We start from the raw sequence: 2,810 nt of genomic DNA on the forward strand, positions 1-2,810 counted from the left end.
AAGAACATAAAATGGTGACAGGAATGCAATCTTACCACCATGAGCTTTTGAGTTTATTAGGCGCACAATATAAAGCGGTTTATTCCTGAATTAGGTGCGGAATGAAGGATATACCCTATGGATTTCAAGATGCATCGCGACGGCAAGGGAGTGAATCCCGGGGAGCATAGCGAACGATGTGACCGGGGTGAGCGAGTGCATCCAACAAAGAGGCAACTTGAAAGATAACGGGTATACCCAACATTAATCATTTATCACCGATACTCACCTGCTAAATTTGTTACAGATCATGAGCTCGAGTATCACACCAAGTCATAACCGTTTCTCTCATCTTTCTAGATGTACTTTTACAACAAAAAACATCACAGAAAACTAAACGAATAATAAACAAACACGAGAAAACGCCCTTAATAACTAAACATTCATTAAACAACTGTTGATTTTTTATCTTAAAAAAACATAAATAAACATCCGTTGAAGTTTTGTTTAATACCAAAGGAGTATACTCACGGTTTGCAAGTCTTCTTCCCTCCAGTATTTTTTAGCACTAGATAAAGAAATGAAATAAATGAAATATATGTATCAACCTGCCAGTTCAGGAATTCGGCTGTTCACAGATTTAGTCGGAAAAAAAATTAGCCCTAGCCCTCATTGGTATTCTGCCCAGAATCGCACTAAATTTGCCTTACGTAGCGCTCTGATGCCAATATCGACACTAAAACTATTAAACCAGATAGTTAATACGCCGTTCTATCTGGATATTTTGAAGAAACAACCTTGTTTGCCTTCTAAATTACATCGCCCTTATCTAAGTATTAATTTCAATAGAGGGCAGACGTTACGTGCAATAAATGAACATTACCAGCTATTATTTACTGGGTTAAATCAGTCTATTGTTAATAAAATATTTCGTTCCAATGCATATCCATTAGCGGTTATCAATGGTAAGAGTGAAACTTACACTATTTTTCTAGATTCTATGGACTGTTTTAATAAAGAAGGTGAGCTTACTCTATTTATTACAACAGAAGATAATAAAACTTTGGCAAGATGCGCTTTCACATTACTCACTATTGCTGGTAAAAAAACACTATTCATCGGTGGACTACAAGGCTCCAAAGGCGATGCAACCCTTGAAATTATCCGCGATGCAACGAAAGATTGTTATGGATTATTTCCAAAACGCTTACTGATTGAATCCATTTGCCGTCTCGCTGCTCACTTTGAATGCCAGCAAATTCTGGCAGCCAGCAATGATACTCACATCTATAAGAGTCTACGCTATTGGCATAAAAAGAAAGACAAATTAGTCGCTGATTACGACTCTTTCTGGGAATCATTAGGTGGAGCAAAGGGAAAAAATAAGGATTTCCATCTCCCCTTATCCATTGAAAGAAAACCGCTTGAAGATATAGCCAGTAAGAAGCGGGCAGAATATCGCCGCCGCTATCAATTACTAGATGAACTGGATAATGGAATGCAGCATTCTCTGCCTTCAAATTAAATCAGCATCAGGCCGCTACCTTTCACAGGACGGCCTAATTTTTGAGATAACTCCTACCTCGGCTTAACCATCTGCCACTCAAGATGTATTTTAACCGCAGGCCATTCACCACTGATGATGCTGTAAACACAAGTATCCCTGATACTGCCATCTTTAGATACACCATGACTACGCAGAATTCCATCAAGTTTTGCACCCAGTCGCTCTATCGCTTTCCGGCTCTGATGATTAAAAAAATGAGTGCGAAACTCCACTGCGATGCATCCTAATTCTTCAAAAGCGTATTTCAATAAGAGATATTTTACTTCCGTATTAATATGTGTCCGCTGAACAGAACGAGCATACCAAGTATAACCGATTTCCAACCGGCGGACATCAGAATCAATATTCATATACGTGGTCATGCCAACCGCTTTACTTGTTCGATGATCAACAATAGCAAAAGGCAGCATAGTACCTTTTTCATGTAGCAATAAACGGCGTTCAATCTCGTTACCTAGCTCAGCCGGCGAAGGGACACTGGTGTACCACAATTTATGCAGCTCACTTTCTTCAATTGCCTGTAAAAACTCATCATGCCGTTGGTGTGTCAGAGGTTCTAAAGTCACCCCTTTTCCTGCCAAAGTTACCCATTCAGTCATCTGTTTTTTCATAATAACCACTGAGTTATAAATTAAGTCAGAATAGAAGAGTTCACCCTATTCCAGAATCAAAACTGGAATCAAGTTAATATATGAAAAATCAATCCCCGATTAAAGCAAAACCCACACTTTTAACATCTCAGACGGCTGTCGAATCATTCAGAAAAATAACGGGCACGAAAAAATATGATCTACTGATTGCGCCAACGAAACAATAAGATTTTTTCTCTGTGCTTATTACCTGTTAGCCTAATTTGCCAAGATTTTTTTCAAAAACCTTTAATTCCTCTTCATTAATATCGACAAAATGTTCTAAAGGGGATCACCATGGGTTTAACCCGTGGGAGTTTCATTCATGTTAACCAGAATAAGACATTTTTTGCCCGACAAGTCTCAGATTAAGCATAAATATTGGGTAGACAGGATATTAGCGCCATTTATTAAAATATTATCTAGATAAGATTTCAAAATAGTGCTACATCTTATACCACTCATAATTCTATGTATAACAATGGGTTGAAGAAGGCTATGTGTAGCATAATTACAAAACGTTACCTGATTACCATCGAATCTCAGCTAGCTTGAGTAAATACTCAGGTATAGGCGCTGCCCGGATACATGAATAAATAAGCTGTTCGAATGTTTTTTTAAGGTTAAAGCGCCAA

2 protein-coding genes and 1 pseudogene are annotated in these 2,810 nt (G+C 38.1%); 1 reads left to right on the plus strand and 2 read right to left on the minus strand.

Annotated elements, in window-relative coordinates:
- The first annotated feature begins 568 nt into the window (after positions 1-568).
- Complete coding sequence (locus tag SLS51_RS22785) at positions 569-1,504, plus strand: VirK/YbjX family protein (RefSeq protein ID WP_323840777.1); 936 nt, start codon at positions 569-571, stop codon at positions 1,502-1,504.
- A 53-nt stretch (positions 1,505-1,557) separates the two neighbouring features.
- Here the strand turns inward: SLS51_RS22785 and SLS51_RS22790 are convergent, their stop codons facing one another.
- Complete coding sequence (locus SLS51_RS22790; protein ID WP_011148121.1) at positions 1,558-2,157, minus strand: GNAT family N-acetyltransferase; 600 nt, start codon at positions 2,155-2,157, stop codon at positions 1,558-1,560.
- A 547-nt stretch (positions 2,158-2,704) separates the two neighbouring features.
- Positions 2,705-2,810, minus strand: a pseudogene (locus SLS51_RS22795) (IS1595 family transposase); the annotation flags it as partial.

Origin of the sequence: Photorhabdus africana (assembly GCF_035181445.1) — a bacterium.
GTDB lineage: Bacteria > Pseudomonadota > Gammaproteobacteria > Enterobacterales > Enterobacteriaceae > Photorhabdus > Photorhabdus laumondii.

What these genes read in the sequence shown, in the direction of transcription:
- SLS51_RS22790 (WP_011148121.1), bottom strand. Translation starts at nt 2,157, where the DNA reads ATGAAAAAACAGATGACTGAATGGGTAACTTTGGCAGGAAAAGGGGTG.
- SLS51_RS22785 (WP_323840777.1), top strand. Translation starts at nt 569, where the DNA reads ATGAAATATATGTATCAACCTGCCAGTTCAGGAATTCGGCTGTTCACA.